The organism is Agrobacterium sp. ICMP 6402 (genome assembly GCF_009498615.1).
Taxonomy (GTDB): Bacteria; Pseudomonadota; Alphaproteobacteria; order Rhizobiales; family Rhizobiaceae; genus Agrobacterium; species Agrobacterium burrii.
In genome coordinates this window covers 14,284-28,996 of record NZ_QSNV01000015.1, presented here as the reverse complement: position 1 = coordinate 28,996, position 14,713 = coordinate 14,284, and the positions used below count along the sequence as shown (strand labels likewise).

Genomic DNA, 14,713 nt, shown 5'->3' with positions numbered 1-14,713 from the left:
GGCTGCACTGCACAAAATTTGTTTGCCCATCGCACAAAATTTAGTCATTAAGCCTGCAGCTGATGTACACGATGGTCTCCTCCCAGTTTCCATCGCACCAGCTGTTCCCCTCTGGAGGTTTTGACCTTCACACCTTAATGGGCCTCGGTTTTCCGATGGCCCTTTTTTTTGCGATGCCGCTGTGGCCGGCCCACTTGCCCTCGCGCAGCACGGCCACCCTAAGCGTTTTTCTGCCGGAAAAATCCATTCGCGGACAGGCTCGATCGTATGGGCGATCCGCCATGTGTTCCTGTGGTCGAGGAACAGACAGCCGCCAGCCACAGCCTCGCGCGGGAAGCAGCGGCGCTGTTCGAATTGCTTGAACAGTTCACGTTCGATGACGTGAGCCGTACGCCTCTCCCTTCAAGCCGGGTTGTCAGGCAGCCCGTCCCCGCCACCCCGATGCGGGCCTGCTCGGGATCGGGGGCGTATGCCACCCGCGGATCGGCCGCGCTTGCGACGAAAGAAGCCCATTGGGAAGAACTCAAGGGGGTAGGCGGACCGAAACATCTCTTTCTTGGGGGCGAGGGGCAAGCTTAAGGAGCGAGATCCCGACATTGCCGTCCGGGCGCTTTTCGTTGGTTCGCCCCGGAGGATTCCTCGCCGCTCAGCATTTCGGCTTGAGGGGGCTTAGTGAAAATTCCGCGCCTTCACCTTCAGCGTGTCAATATGAATGTCTTGGGTGAACATGTCCCGCGGGCGAGCGAGCGGCTTCGGCTTGTCGCGCCGATCCGGCCCGCCGCCATGGGCGAACTCATCGCCTTTGCCCGCCGGTAGCTTGAACTCAGCATCACGGTCCGCCAGTGCGGATAGATCGCCCGACAAATCGAACAGCTGCTGCGCGACGAGATGCACCACCTCGCCTTCGCGCTGGATCCGACCATTGATCGCCATCATACTTGATCCAAGCACAACACGCCTGCGTTTCTCGAACAGCGATGGCCAGACGACGATATTGGCAGGGCCAGTCTCGTCCTCGATAGTGATGAACATCACCCCTTTGGCAGATCCCGGTTTCTGGCGAACGAGAACGAGGCCGGCGGTAAAAACCGAACGGCCGTCACGGCTGCTCATTGCCTCCTCACAGGTAATGATGTTGCGTGTCGCGAGATCTTTCCGCAGAAAGGCGATCGGATGCTGCCGCAGCGTCAATCCGGTATGGCTATAGTCCTCGATGACGTTATGCCCGTCGGTCATATGGCGCAGCACGACCTCCGGCTCCTGCTGTTCGGCAATCGTCGCCATCTCGCGCTCGGCCGCGGCAGCAAACAAGGGCAGAGGTTCATTGCGCAGCGCCCTGATGGCCCAGAGCGCATCACGCCGTTCAAGCTTCAGGGACGGCCGGTAGGCATCGGCCTTGGCGAGCTGGACGAGCGCTTCGGTCGGAACACCGGACCGGCGCCACATGTCGTCGACAGATTGGAAATCGCTATTCATCCGGGCGGCAACGATCCGGGCCGCATCCGCGATGGCCAACCCCTTCACTCGCCGGAAACCGAGGCGCACCGCGTGCCGATCGGTATTGCCGATGCGTTCAAGCGTGCAGTCCCACCGGGATCTATTGATGCAAACCGGCCGCACCTCGACGCCGTGGGCTCTCGCGTCGCCGACAATCTGCGCCGGCGCGTAAAAACCCATCGGCTGCGAATTGATGAGCGCCGCGCAAAAGGCTTCCGGATAATGGCATTTGATGTAGCTCGAGGCATAGGCGATCAGCGCGAACGAAGCCGCATGGCTCTCCGGGAAACCATAGGAGCCAAAGCCTTCGAGCTGGGAAAAGGTCTTTTCGGCGAATTCCGGCGCGTAGCCGTTCCTCACCATGCCGGACACGAGTTTGTCCTTGAACTGCGAGACGCCGCCGGTGAACTTGAAAGTCGCCATTGACTTGCGCAGCTGGTCGGCTTCGCCACCGGTAAAGCCGGCGCACACCATCGCCACCCGCATCGCCGACTCTTGAAACAGCGGCACGCCGAGCGTCTTGCCGAGCACCGCTTTCAGCTCCGGCGTCGGATATTCGACTGCCTCCTTGCCTTCGCGCCGGCGCAGATAGGGATGCACCATGTCCCCCTGGATCGGACCGGGCCGAACAATTGCGACTTGTACCACAAGGTCGTAGAAGGTCCGGGGTTTCAACCGCGGCAGCATCGCCATCTGCGCGCGGCTTTCTATCTGGAACGTGCCGAGCGTATCGGCCTTGCGGATCATCGCATAGGTCGCAGAATCCTCCTGCTCGATTTTCGAGAGATCAAGATCGCGGTCCTTGTGCTCGCGGATCAGATCGAAGGCCTTGGCCATGCAGGTCAGCATTCCAAGCGCCAGGATGTCCACCTTCATGAATTTGAGGGCTTCGACGTCGTCCTTGTCCCACTCGATGATCTGGCGGTCCTTCATCGTCGCCGGTTCGATCGGCACGAGATCGTCGAGCCGATCATGAGTGAGGACAAAACCGCCGGGGTGTTGGCCGAGATGGCGCGGGGCGCCCATCAGTTGCTGTGCGAGCTTCAAAGTCAGCACAAGACGCCGGTCGTCTGGATTGAGATTGAGCTCGCGGACATTGCGATCGCAGACCTCTTCCGACCAGGACCACATGCCGGATGACAGCGCCTTGATCACGTCCTCCGGCAGGCCGAGCGCCTTGCCGACATCGCGGATCGCGCCGCGCGCCCGGTAGCGCGTCACGGTGGCGCAGAGCGCTGCCTTTTCTCTGGTATAGGTTCGATAGATCCACTGGATCACCTCCTCGCGCCGCTCGTGCTCGAAATCGACATCAATGTCCGGCGGCTCGGCGCGCTCCTGGGATACAAAACGCTCGAACAGAAGGTCGTTGGTCGAGGGATCGATGCTGGTAATGCCGAGGATGTAGCAGACGGCACTGTTGGCGGCGGAGCCCCTCCCCTGGCAGAGAATGCCTTGAGACCGGGCATAACGCACGATCGAAAAGACGGTCAGAAAATACGGGGCGTATTTCATGGTACGGATGAGATCGAGCTCGTGCCGCACGACCTTCAACACGTCGGGCGGTAGTCCCTCCGGATAGCGGTCGGGCACGCATTGCCAGACATAGTGCTCCAGCGAAGCCTGGGCATCCTTGCCCGGTACGATCGCCTCCTCCGGATATTGGTAGGTGAGTTCCTCGAGAGAGAACGTGCAGCGACGGACGATCTCCATCGTTCGCGCGAGAGCTTGCCGGTATCGCGGAAACAACCGCTCCATTTCTTCCGGCGGCTTCAGATAGCGGTCGGCGTGGCGCTCACGCTCGAAGCCCACCTCGTCAATCGTGGTGCGGGTGCGAATGCAGGTAACGATGTCCTGCAACTGCCGACGGCCTGGCTCATGGAAGAGGACATCATTGGTGACGACCGTCCGCACCTTGTACCGCGCCGCAAGATTGGAAATCTCATGCAGGCGCAGCTGGTCGTTCTGCCGACGCCGCAGACAAAGCGACACATAGGCGCGATCACCAAACACCTCGGCCATCTTGCGCAGCTGGATCCCGCAGGTGTCATCCGGCAGGTCCGGCACAAGAATGCCAATCATGCCGTCATTGTATGCGACGACGTCGTCCCAGTGCAGGATACAGTTGTTCTTGCCGCCGCGCGACTTGCCAAGCGTGATCAGGCGGGTCAGCCGGGAATAGGCAGCCCGGTCGGTCGGGTAGACCAGCACCGACATGCCGTCGGCCAGATCGAGCCGGCAACCGACAACGAGGCGTAATCCCGTGGCGCGCGATGCTTCCAGCGCCCGGACGATTCCGGCAAGCGAATTGCGGTCGACAACGCCGAGGGCTTCGATGCCAAGAGCCTTGGCGGTTTCGAACAGTTCCTGCGCCGAGCTTGCACCGCGCAGGAAGGAAAAATGGGTCGTGACCTGCAGCTCGGCATAGCTCATGCGAAGATCCCGTGCACGAACCAGCGGTGACTTCCGGTTTCAGGATCGATGCCATCACCGGAGCGAAACACCCAAAGTCGCTCGCCGGCCTCGTCTTCGATGACGAAATAGTCCCGCACCGCCTCCATCTCGGCGTCACGCTGCCACCACTCGCCGAAAATCCGCTCAGGCCCGTCGGCCCGCTTGACCTTCCGCCGCTTGCCGCGCCAGGTAATCGAGACCGGCGGCCGGTCCGGCAGCAAGGCGATCGCCTCGATCAGCTCGGGACGGGCCAGCAGCCGGACCGGCCGGCGCCAATGACTGAACCAGGTGACCTCGACCGGATCGGCAGCAGGACTGATGCGCTGGACGGAGCGCTCGGGCACGTCGGAGGCAACGGGTGCCACCCGATACACACGCTGGCCGCGGTTGCCGTAAATATCGATCAGCGGCGTCACGTCCTTCACTTCCTCCTCGACCAGCGGGGAGGATTTCTGGCGCTCCTCCAGGGGCTCAGCCATCACCGCGACCAGGATGAGCTTCTCGATCCCGAAGCCGGGTTCGATCTTTTCCGTCCGGTCGCGAAACAGCTTCGTCAGCCAGGCCACATCGCGCACCGGCTTCACCGTTCCGGCGCGGATTGCCTGCCGTGTGCCATCGACCTTCTCGACAATCAGGTCGGCGCGCCGGACACCAAGGCCGCGCCTTTGCAGCTCCCCGATCAGTTGCACGACCAGCCGGCCGACATATTTGTTGATGGTTTCGGCAGCACCGATCGGTTCGGCGAAGGCGCGGCTTACCTCGATGAGCTCGGCGGTGCGGATCGGATCGATTGGTTCGGGAACCCGGCCGAACATCTGGTCGAGCCGCCGGCCGATCTCCGGACCGAAGCGTAGCGTCAGCGGCGCGCGCGGCGTGTTGGCCAATTCGCCGACGGTCTGGAAGCCAAGCGTGCGCAGATCGCTGACGACTTTCCCGGGAAGGCGCAGCAACGATATCGGCAGCTTCTCGACGGCGCGAACGGTCTCACGGGTCGGCACTATGACCGTTTCGCGGCTGATGGCACGGGCGCAGGCGTGTGCTGCACCCCAGGTGTCGGCGATCGCGACCCGGGGAGTGAGTTTCCTTGCCAGGAACTGATTGGCGATCTTCGTCACCATCGGCAGCTCTCCGCCCTGCAAGTGATCGGCACCCTCTGTGTCCATGACGATGCCGTCGATCCCATCGACCGCGACGATCGGGGAATAAAGCGTCAGCGCCCAGAGGGTGATGCGTTCGAGTGCTGCGGCATCCATAGCAGGATCCGCATCGACCAGCATCAGGCCGCGAAACAGCGCCTGTGCTTTCGCAGCCGGCATGCCGACATGAACGCCGGCTTGTCTGGCGGCTGCGTCGGCCGCCGATACCCAGCGTTTCGAGCCGCTCCTGGCGATCACCGCGATCGCCTGTTCAGGCGGAATGGATGGATCGGCGCGACGAATGCGATCCGTCGGCAGATCCGGAAGATAGATCGAGACAACCCTTGTCATCGCACGCCCTCACGAGAAACTCAGCACATTCACCCGCTTTCACGCGCATCAATTCCAGCAACCATTGGGCTCTTCCGACACCCGGCACTGGCAAATCCTCCGACGGCATCACGCTCACCCGCCACCGCGTGGTTGACGCCGTCGGCTGCCCGAAATCATTGGCCTCTGTCTGCCGCCTCCAACGACGCACAGCCAATGCCATTGTCCCCGTGCGCTCGGCCGCCAGCTGCAGCCGGCGCGAGCTGACCATCGGCAGGCGAACGAGTTCACCGACGACGGCGCCGAGCCCACCAAAGGACAGCCCCTCCTCCATATTGGCGAGCACGTCTTCCTCCTTGTCGGACTCGACGAAGATTATCCGGTCGTGATGCAGTCCGACCTGCACAAGCGCGGGGAAAAACAGATCTGGTCGCGTCAGACACCACACGATCGGCCCCTTCGTCCGTGCCGCTATGCCGGCTGCAAAAAGAGCAGCGGCCGCACCATCGACGGTGCCCGATCCACCACCGGCAAACTCGTGAAGCGCGCCATGAGCAAGGCCGCCGCCAGGCAGAACCGCATCCATCTCCGGCACGCCAAATGGCAACCAACCGGCTTTTTTCGCCGTGCTGGTTTCGAGCGATGCAATACGCTCCCGCAGATCGCAGATTACCCTTTCGCGGGCAGCAGTCATTGTTCACGGCTCCCTTCAAGGTCGTGTTGGCAGGGCGACTTCATGTCGTGCAAATGTCTATGTTCTATTTTTGTTCCCATCTGGGAAAGGAGTCAAGGCGGCAAAAACGTACGAGTATTGTTCCGAACATTAGAAGTTCGAGATTCTTCATGAGAATCAGGTGAATAGCTGCGACCAAGAAATTTCGCTCGCTTCTACAGTCTTATGTCCTGATCGGTGAATAGCGGGGACAATATAGGGATCGTCACAGTATTATTAAGGTTTTTCTGATGAACTGGCCGGATGACGAGGCCTCCGAGATCAAAACCCCTCCTTCGCGACACCGAGCCGCCGATCCGCTCAAAGCCGCGCAGGAAGCGTAATCCAGCTCAACCACAGCTCCTCTTCGATCCCAAACCTGATCGCGTCGAGCCGGCGCTGGCCCTATTGAAGGCTAAACCTCCCACCGGAAACGAATGGAGTTGGGAGCTGAAATGGGATGGCTATCGCCTTGCGGTCCATATCGAGCCCCAGCGGATCCGGATCCTCACCCGCGGCGGCCACGACTGGACCCATCGGTTTCCGGCCATAGAGCAGGCCGCCCGAGCGCTGGGGCCGGCGACGATGATCATCGATGGGGAAGCGGTCGTGCTCGACGATGAGGGGCGGCCGGATTTCGGGCTGCTGCAGCAATCGATGGGTGCATCCGGCAAACAAGCTGGCAGGCGCGCCTCCCACGCCGTTCTTTACGCTTTCGATCTTGTTTATCTGGATGGGCACGATCTGCGCGGTGTTGAATACCGTTCGCGCCGACACCTTCTCGAGGACACGATAAACGGCCCAACGAATGAAGCCAGCGCCATTCGGATATCAGAAACACTCGATGCCGAGCCAGCTGTCCTGCTTGAGCATGTCTGCCGCCTCGGCCTGGAAGGCATCGTCGGCAAGCGCCTCGATCAGCCCTATCGTTCGGGCAGGACCGGGGATTGGGTGAAAGTCAAATGCGTACAGAGCGAAGCGTTCTTCATCGTCGGCTATGAGAGGTCGACGGCATCCCCTGCCGGCTTCGGCTCGTTAGCGCTTGCCGCCTACCGCGATGGCGATCTCGTCCACGTCGGAAGCGTCGGCACGGGCTTCAAGGGAGCCGAGATCATCCGGTTGCGGAAGATGCTGGACACGCTGCGATGGAAGCGAAAGCAGCCGCCCCTGCCCCATTCCGGAACTGCCGACATTGTCTGGGCCCAGCCTACCCTGATCGCCGAGATCGAGTTTCGCGCCTGGACATCGGACGGGAAACTCCGTCATCCGTCGTACAAGGGCCTGCGGGAACGGCAAGACAATGCCGACGTTTACCAGCTCGACTAGCGAAACAAGCGACATGCGCTAGAGTAGCCGTATTTGGTCGAAGCGGAGGGGGTCGCATGTGTAATCTCTATCGGATGGAGGACAAGGACTGGGTTTCAAAATGGGCTCAGGACGCCGAGAGCCTCATCAACCTCATGCCAGCCTATCAAATGAACCCCGATCAGATGGGACCGATTGTCCGCAACACCGCTGATGGAAGGAGACAATTGGCACATGCGCGTTGGGGTCTTCCCTCGCCGCGGTTCACCTTGGAAAAGGCCGCCAAAGCCAAGGCCGAAAAACTGAAAGCCAAAGGGAAGCCCGCCGATCTTGAAGAGCTCATCCGCATGGAGGCGGACCGCGGCACGACCAACGTCCGCAAGCTCACCTTCCCACACTGGAAACGATGGTTTGGTGTTGAGCACCGATGCCTCGTCCCGGTCACCAGCTTCGCCGAACCCGATCCCGCCAGCCAGCAATCCGGGGGGAACGTGCCGAACGCCTGGTTTGCACGGGACGAGGAAAAGTCGCTGATGTTCTTCGCCGGCATCCATGTCCCGCAATGGCAGAGCGTCCGCAAGGTGAAGGATGGGCCGACGACCGACGACCTCTATGGGTTTTTGACCACAGATCCCAACAATCTCGTGAAGCCGATCCATGAGAAGGCAATGCCTGTTCTTCTGCTGACAGAAGAGGAGACCAAGGTATGGATGCAGGCGCCATGGGACGAAGCCAAAGAACTGGCACGACCTTTGCCAGATGATGCGTTGATCATTTTGTCGCGCGAACCGTACGGATCCACGATCGTGTCCAAATCCGGAGAGCCCATTGGGAAATGATCGCGCCAGGATCATGCTCCGTGGTGGAACAGTACGGAGATCGTCTTATCACGACGCATATCAACGACAATTTTGGCGCAACCGATGATCATCTTCTGCCCTTCGATGGGCGGATCGACTGGGAAGCCGTTACACGCGCAATCGCGGCAACAAAATACGAAGCACCGCTCAATCTGAAAACCCACATAGACCGATATGGCATGGTCGAGGGGCATTTTATCAGCGAGCGCACAAAGTTGCCGTTCGACTTGAAGAACAGATTTCGGCCCATCGAGGCATCCCTCGCAATGATCGACAAGCTGGGCAAGTCCGCGGTGTCTTGTGACGCTGTCCTCCGGCGAACGGCATCGTGAGGGATGCGAAACATTCCTGCTGCTGGAATTCGTTGCCCGTTCGGGCTAGTTATGGCGCTCAGCCTCTCGAGGGAACCTCAGAACGGATAGTGGAATCATATGCTTGAAGTGCAGCAGAGACAAAATCTCAGTGCCGCGGCTAGCCGGCTTCTCGATTACATCGAACGACACCCCAACGCCGTGCTTGTCAGTTCCGCACTCGAGCTTGCTGCGAAAATCGACGCTTCCGATGCAACCGTTATCCGGTCGATCCAGACGCTGGGCTTTGATGGACTGCCTCACCTTAAGACCGTGATCGCGGAGAAACTCGACGAGGGTGCCCGTACGCCGGTAGAAAAGGTGGGCGTGACCGTGAGTGAGTTGACACAGGATGGAAGCCGGCCTCCGCTCCAGATGGTGGTCGAGGCCTATGCCAGGACACTGGAGAGACTGTCGCGACCGGCATTGCCAGAGCAGTTTCAGTCTGCGGCGCACCTCCTGAACGATGCCAGCCGGATCGGCCTCCATGGCGGCGGGCCGCTTTCCCGTCTGGCGCAGCAGACCGCAACGCATCTTGGCCGAATAGGCCGTGCGAATTTCGTGATGGAGGGTACCGGCCACGCCTTCGCCGACGCACTGCTCGGCCTGCAGCCAGGCGATGCGGTAGTCCTCCTCGCCTACGGGAAGGTGCACAAGGAAAGCCTCCTCATCAAGGAGGAGCTTCAGCGTATCGGTGGAATACTCGTCGTCATTACCGACAACCCGACCGGTCGCCTCGCGGTTGGTGCTCAGGCCGTTCTGGAAGTGCCACGAACCGAGGTCGGCAATATGACGTTCTATGGAACGATCCTGCTCGCGCTTGAGACCCTTGTCCTGTCTCTTACCCAGCTTGGCCCGGATCAGGCCATGGAGACGGCGCGCCGACTTCGCGATTTTCGCAGTGAACTGAATCGCAGAACCTGAAAGCCGGACACTGCGTCGTCAACACTACGCCAATGATGAACGGGGATGACGAAGAATGGGGCCAATGGCTGGAAAGCCGACGGGTCGAGCAATTCTGGCGATATTTAAACTTGATCGTCATTATCATGAATGGTAACAGCTACTACGCTGCGTAGTGGCTGGGCTCCGGAACACGACGCCATTCCACGGGCAGCGACGCGCCGGACAGGCTGGGGCTTCGTTCGGGCATGGTCGTCATGTCGAGTTTAACCCGAGGAGCCTATTCATGATTTCCCGAAGAGCGGTGCTTGCCGCGTCCGTGGCGCTCGGCGCCGTATCGACCGTATTCGGCCGCAGCGCGTGGGCGACGGAAGAACGTGTCCTTCAGATCACTTCGCCTCGCGAGATCACCAGCCTCGAACTGGCTGACACCAGTTATCATTTCCGCCGGCTGCGGGTCGCCGAAACGCTGGTGACAATCGATCCGGACGGCAAGCTCGCTCCGGAACTCGCCAAAAGCTGGTCCCTCAGCGACGACGGCCTCAACTGGACCTTCGTCATTCGCGAAGGCGTGCGCTTCCATGATGGTAGTGCGTTGACCCCGGAACTGGTTCGCGACGCGATCGAAGTCATGCGCAAGTCGCGCAACAATACCGAAATGGTGCCGCAACTGCCGATTTCGTCCGTGAGCGTTGCCGGTCAGTCAGTGGTTGTCTCTCTGACGAAACCGTTCAGCCTCGTGGCGGACTTCTTCACCGATGGCCCGGCCGTTATTCTGGCAAAATCCTCTTTTGCGCCTGACGGAACCGTCAAGCAAATCATTGGCACCGGCCCGTACAAGATCACCCGGATAGAGGGAAAAACCTCGGTGGATCTGGAAGCCTTCTCCGATTATTGGGGAACGCCAGCGCATATCTCCAAAGTTCATTTCACTGGCGCCACCTCGCCGGATACAATTGCAAACATGGCAGAGGCCGGCCAGGTAGATCTGGTTCTCGGCCTGCCGCAGGCGCTGCGCGACCGGGTCGAAGGCAGCGGAAAGGTCAAGGTCAAGCAGGTCCAGACGGCCCGGATCAACGGCGTATTCGTCAATGCAGGGGACGTGCGTTTCGATGACCCTGTCGAGCGTCGGGCGATCTCCCTGGCCGTCGATCGGCGAGGGATTGCACAGGCACTGTTCGACAATCCAAAAGCCGCCGCCAACCAGCTCTTCTCTGCTGCCTTTCCCGACTGGTACGATCCCGATCTGCCGCAGAACGAACGCGACGTGAAAGAAGCCGAGCGGCTACTGGCCGGGGCTGGCTGGACCAAAGGCCCGGACGGCGTCCTGACCCGCGACGGAACGCGCTTCTCGTTCACGATGATTGTCGGCAAGCAGCCGGAAGTCAAATCTTTGGCGGAAGCGATCCAGGCGCAGCTCGCCGACGTCGGCATCGAGGTCAAGCTCGAAAACGGCAACCAGGGACAAGTTCTGGAGGCCGTCGCCAAGGGCAGCTTCCTCTTCGGCCTCACGCGACGAAACTATGGTGCCGTGCCTGATCCCGTCGCCACTCTTGTGCTGGATTATGCCGAAAGCAATGCGGCGAACGCGGTGTGGAGCGGTGTGAATTACCGCAATCCGGACATGGAACAAGCCCTCAGCGACTATCTTGCCGCTCGCAACGAGGACCAGCGCGTAGCGGCTCGAAAGAAGATCCGTGCGCTCGTCAATGCCGATCTGCCGGTCATTCCGGTGGTCTGGTACGACTACAATGTCTCGATTTCGGACCGGATCGCTTTCGACAGCGTGCCAATCGATGCCCTCGAGGTCAGCTTCTGGATCGACCGCGTCAAATGGGCTAGCTGAGGCATGCCTGCCATGCGCGGCATTGCCGGAGCGGTTATCGGTCACCTGCTGGCTGCGGCAGGCGTTGCGTTTGCCGTTGCGAGTCTCGCGTTTGTCGCTGTGCAGATGGCCCCGGGCGATATTGCGTTTCGGGTTGCGGAAGCTCGTTACGGCGAGCGGATTTCCCTGCAGACCGTGGATCAGGCGCGCCAGATGACGGGGCTGGATCAGCCCGTCATTCTGCAATATGGCCGGTGGGTCGGGTCCGTATTCACCGGCCAGCTGGGACGCTCCATGATCAGTGGCCGCGAGGTCACGCCGGAAGTGTGGCAGAGTTTTCAGACGACGATGAGCATTGCGATCATCGGTGTCAGCGTCGCTCTTGTCCTCAGCCTGATGGTAGGTTTTGCAGCCGGGATGCGGCGAGACAGCGTTGTCGATCGAGGGTTTCTCGCTGTTTCCGCGGTCCTGTCATCAGTGCCGTCGTTCCTGCTCGGTATCACTCTGATTACAATATTTGCCATTGGTATGCGCTGGCTGCCGGCGGCCGGTAATAACCTGCCTGGCTACGCGATCCTTCCCTCCTGCACGCTTGCGCTTGCGCTGCTTCCGGAGATTTCGCGCGTGGTCCGTAATGCCGTGGTCGCAACGATGCAGGACTTCTATCCGACCTATGGGCGGATCAAGGGCCAGAGCTGGTTGCGGATTATCTTTACACATGCGCTGCGGCCGACACTCGTTCCGGTGATTGCCTATTTCGGGCCGCTGGTTGCCCATACGATCGGCGGTCTTGTCGTCATCGACGTACTGTTCAACCTTGACGGTCTCGGAACGCGGCTGATCGACAGCGTTCTGGCGGCCGACATACCGATGGCGATGGGTGCGGGATTGCTGATTGGCATCTCCGTGGTCGCAATCAATGGTATCAGCGACGTCACGGTAAGGCTGCTCGATCCGCGGCTGTTTGTGGCGGGCCTCCAGCCATGACGTTTTCACCGCTCGATCGAGTTACCATGAGGCCCCGGCGCATGCCGCCACTGTCGATCGTGCTCTTTGGATTCATGCCTTTGGCTGTGATGCTACTGGTGGGATTGTTCGGGCCGCTCCTGCTGACGGTCGACCCCAACCGGCAGGATCTCGGTGCAGCCTATGCTTCTCCGTCTGCCGAATACCTTCTGGGCGCAGACAATCTTGGTCGATCAATTGCAGCCCGGCTGATTGCGGGCACACGCGTATCGCTGGGGATTGCCTTTGCCGGCGTGGTCGCCTCGCTGGCCACCGGCCTTGCGCTCGGATTTCTGGCCGCGTTCCGCACCGGCTGGACGCGGCAGGTCATCATGCGGCTGTCCGATGTGATCATCGCCTGCCCCAGTCTCCTGTTCGTGATCCTGGTCTCGGGTCTGCTGGGCGGCGGTGTCGGTCCGATCCTTTTTGGCTTGTGGATGTCGCAGTGGCCAGGCTTTGCCCGCCTTACCGCTGCGATTACCGCGCGTGAACTGGCCACCGATCATGTCGAAGCCTCCCGCCTGCTCGGATTCGGTTCGGCCTACATCTTCCGCACCCACGTGTTGCCGGCGATTGCCCCTTATCTTACGTCCTTGGGAGCCCTGACCGTCGGCGCCAATGTCCTTACGATCTCTTCGGTCGGCTTCCTCGGTCTAGGCCTTCGTCCGCCGGATGCCGAATGGGGCGGGATGATCGCCAGCACGATGACCTTCTTCCGCACCTATCCCCACATGGTGCTGGCTCCGGCTGGCGCCATTCTGATCTGCACGCTCTCGGCAACGCTGATCGGCGAATATTACAGCGCCCGTCGCCAGGGTATCGAGGAGGTCGTCTAGTGAGCACCCTTGCTGTCGAACGACTGACGATCGCAACACCTGATCGTGTCATCGTGGAAAACATCTCGCTCAGCGTCGCCGCTGGCGAGATACTTGCTATCCTCGGGGAGACAGGCAGTGGCAAAAGCCTGATCGGCAGTGCCATCATGGGTCTTATTCCGAGCGGCGTTTCGGTCTCCGGCCGCATCATCGTTAACGGCCGCATCTATGACGCCGCCGACCGCACTGCACTTCGATCTCTATGGGCGAAAGATCTGTTCCTGCTACCGCAGGAGCCGCTCAACGCGCTGGCGCCTCTGCTCAGCGCAAAGTCTCAGGTCGGCGAGCAAATTCGCTCTGCACGACGATCACATGAGGCCAGCGCAGCACTTTCGGCTATGCAACTCGATGCTGAACATCATGACAAGCGTCCGTTCGAACTGTCCGGTGGCATGGCCCAGCGTGTGATGGCGGCGATCGCCTCCGTGACCAGCGCCGGTATCATCCTCGCGGACGAACCGACCAAGGGGCTGGATGCAGACCGGCGCGATATCGTGGCGCAGGTGTTCAGCGCGTTGCGGGAGAGCGGTCGCGCGATCCTCCTCATCACCCACGATATCGCGCTCGTCCGGTCACTGGCCGATCAGATCGCATTTCTCGATGACCGCTCGATCATCGAATCCGGTCCTGCGAAAGAGATCCTGAGCCGTCCCCGCACAGATTATGCGCGTCGTTACATCGCCAGCGACCCCGCAACCTGGGAACCCCGCCCCTATGCCCGGTCAACCACTGCGAAAGTGATCGAGACCGATCACCTGCGCATCGGTATTGGCAAACGAGTTCTGGCGGACGACGTGAATTTTCATTGCCATGCCGGGCACATTTCGGCGCTCCTGGGCAAGAGCGGTATCGGAAAGACAACTCTTGGCCGAACGCTTCTTGGTCAAACCTCTCCACTTGGGGGGATCATCCGGCGGCCGACGGCCGAACGCGGCGGCTCCCTTCAAAAACTTCATCAGGATCCGACGCGGGTGTTTGCGCCATGGCAATCCCTCGGGCGGAGCCTCGAAGACCTGCGCCGCCTGCCAGACGGCGACCGTGGGTTCAACGAGGTCAACGGATTGATGCAGCGTTTTGGCCTGCGTCACGACTTGCTTCATCGCCGCCCGCATCAGATCAGCGGTGGTGAAGCACAGCGCCTGGCACTTGTTCGCATCCTTGCGATGAGGCCGACGATGCTGATTGCCGACGAACCCACCTCGCGCCTCGATCCTCCGGTGCAGGAGCAGGTTATACGGCACCTGCGCAAGGTCGCCGACGAGGATGAGTTGGCCATCCTGCTCATCACCCATGATCAGGACCTGAGCACGGCGATCGCGGACCGCCGTATGCTGATGGTGGCGGATGACAACGCCCCGGCGACGTTGATCGATGTCACGAGATCGAGACCGAGCACTCTTCCCACCTGACGTAATGGACATTACCTAACCAGTAGTGTAGATTGTAAACGTAGTTGTCACTACG

At 60.6% G+C, this 14,713-nt stretch carries 11 protein-coding genes; 8 read left to right on the top strand and 3 right to left on the bottom strand.

Annotation, left to right across the window (positions count from 1 at the left end; translation table 11 throughout):
* Positions 1–669: 669 nt before the first annotated feature.
* The 3 genes from DXT96_RS25335 to DXT96_RS25325 are packed head-to-tail and all read right to left on the bottom strand — an operon-like array spanning position 670 to position 6,108.
* Positions 670–3,927 carry an error-prone DNA polymerase gene (locus tag DXT96_RS25335; RefSeq protein WP_153517008.1) on the bottom strand — a complete coding sequence of 1,086 codons (3,258 nt, stop codon included), beginning with the start codon at positions 3,925–3,927 and terminating at the stop codon, positions 670–672.
* The gene (locus tag DXT96_RS25330; protein WP_174113222.1) at positions 3,924–5,435 is read right to left on the bottom strand and encodes a DNA polymerase Y family protein; all 1,512 of its coding nucleotides are present in this window, start codon (positions 5,433–5,435) and stop codon (positions 3,924–3,926) included. Before DXT96_RS25330 ends, DXT96_RS25335 begins: the two co-directional genes overlap by 4 nt.
* The gene (locus tag DXT96_RS25325; protein ID WP_153517007.1) at positions 5,356–6,108 is read right to left on the bottom strand and encodes an ImuA family protein; all 753 of its coding nucleotides are present in this window, start codon (positions 6,106–6,108) and stop codon (positions 5,356–5,358) included. Before DXT96_RS25325 ends, DXT96_RS25330 begins: the two co-directional genes overlap by 80 nt.
* A gap of 282 nt (positions 6,109–6,390) precedes the next feature.
* Here DXT96_RS25325 and ligD point away from each other — a divergent pair, with 282 nt between their 5' ends.
* From ligD to DXT96_RS25285, 8 genes are all read left to right on the top strand, one after another.
* Positions 6,391–7,452: a non-homologous end-joining DNA ligase gene (ligD, locus tag DXT96_RS25320; RefSeq protein WP_153517006.1), complete on the top strand. Its 1,062-nt coding sequence runs from the start codon at positions 6,391–6,393 to the stop codon at positions 7,450–7,452.
* Between the two features lie 56 nt (positions 7,453–7,508).
* Positions 7,509–8,270, top strand: a complete 762-nt coding sequence (locus DXT96_RS25315; RefSeq protein ID WP_153517005.1) for an SOS response-associated peptidase — start codon at positions 7,509–7,511, stop codon at positions 8,268–8,270.
* Positions 8,267–8,623, top strand: coding sequence for a hypothetical protein (locus DXT96_RS25310; RefSeq protein WP_153517004.1), 357 nt, complete (start codon positions 8,267–8,269; stop codon positions 8,621–8,623). Before DXT96_RS25315 ends, DXT96_RS25310 begins: the two co-directional genes overlap by 4 nt.
* A gap of 99 nt (positions 8,624–8,722) precedes the next feature.
* The gene (locus DXT96_RS25305; protein ID WP_153517003.1) at positions 8,723–9,565 is read left to right on the top strand and encodes a MurR/RpiR family transcriptional regulator; all 843 of its coding nucleotides are present in this window, start codon (positions 8,723–8,725) and stop codon (positions 9,563–9,565) included.
* A 265-nt stretch (positions 9,566–9,830) separates the two neighbouring features.
* Positions 9,831–11,390, top strand: coding sequence for an ABC transporter substrate-binding protein (locus DXT96_RS25300; RefSeq protein ID WP_153517002.1), 1,560 nt, complete (start codon positions 9,831–9,833; stop codon positions 11,388–11,390).
* 3 nt (positions 11,391–11,393) lie between these two features.
* Positions 11,394–12,356 carry an ABC transporter permease gene (locus tag DXT96_RS25295; protein WP_153517001.1) on the top strand — a complete coding sequence of 321 codons (963 nt, stop codon included), beginning with the start codon at positions 11,394–11,396 and terminating at the stop codon, positions 12,354–12,356.
* Positions 12,357–12,445: 89 nt separating this feature from the next.
* Positions 12,446–13,210 carry an ABC transporter permease gene (locus DXT96_RS25290; protein WP_246670659.1) on the top strand — a complete coding sequence of 255 codons (765 nt, stop codon included), beginning with the start codon at positions 12,446–12,448 and terminating at the stop codon, positions 13,208–13,210.
* Positions 13,210–14,658: an ABC transporter ATP-binding protein gene (locus DXT96_RS25285; protein ID WP_174113218.1), complete on the top strand. Its 1,449-nt coding sequence runs from the start codon at positions 13,210–13,212 to the stop codon at positions 14,656–14,658. Before DXT96_RS25290 ends, DXT96_RS25285 begins: the two co-directional genes overlap by 1 nt.
* The last annotated feature ends 55 nt before the right edge of the window (positions 14,659–14,713 follow it).